Source organism: Cupriavidus sp. 05N39, assembly GCF_056397325.1.
Map to the genome: position 1 here is coordinate 1 of NZ_JBFTNE010000291.1, position 512 is coordinate 512.

Annotated in this window: 1 protein-coding gene; it reads right to left on the bottom strand. The window is 75.0% G+C overall.

Features of this window, described 5'->3' with window-relative positions; all coding sequences use genetic code 11:
- Positions 1 to 70 precede the first annotated feature (70 nt).
- The coding region (locus AC1DN0_RS41365) for a helix-turn-helix domain-containing protein (RefSeq protein ID WP_477146647.1) at positions 71 to 512 on the bottom strand (442 nt) is incomplete at its 5' end.

The window sequence follows — 512 nt, forward strand, 5'->3', positions numbered from 1 at the left end:
GGTTCAAGGCACCGGCCGGGGCCGGGGCGGCGGCGGCCGCGGGGCGCGGAACCGCCGTCAGCGAGGCCACTTAGGGCGCGTTGGGCGTGGCGGGAACGGCACCGGCGGGGGCAGCGGCCGGCGCGGGCGCGGTGTCGGCCGGGGCCGGACCACCGGCCACCGGCACGGCCGCCGGGATCACATCCAGCGAGGCGGTGCTCGGGGCGGGGCTGCCCGCGTCGAAGAAGCCCCGGGTCGTGAAATAGGTCGGCACCACCAGCGCCGCCGTGATGCCCACGTACAGCGCCTTGCGGCCCAGGCTCTCGGCAATGCGGCGGGTGCGCGGGGTATGCGTGTGGCTGACCAATTGCGGCGGCACCACCGCCCCGATCCGGGCCTGCTCCAGCGCATCGCCCAGGTCCACCTTCAACAGGCGCGCGTAGCTGCGCAGCTGGCCGCGGACGAACACCGGTGCGCCCAGGCGCTCCCATTGCTCATCCTCAAGCGACTTCACCACCTGCATGGGCATGCGC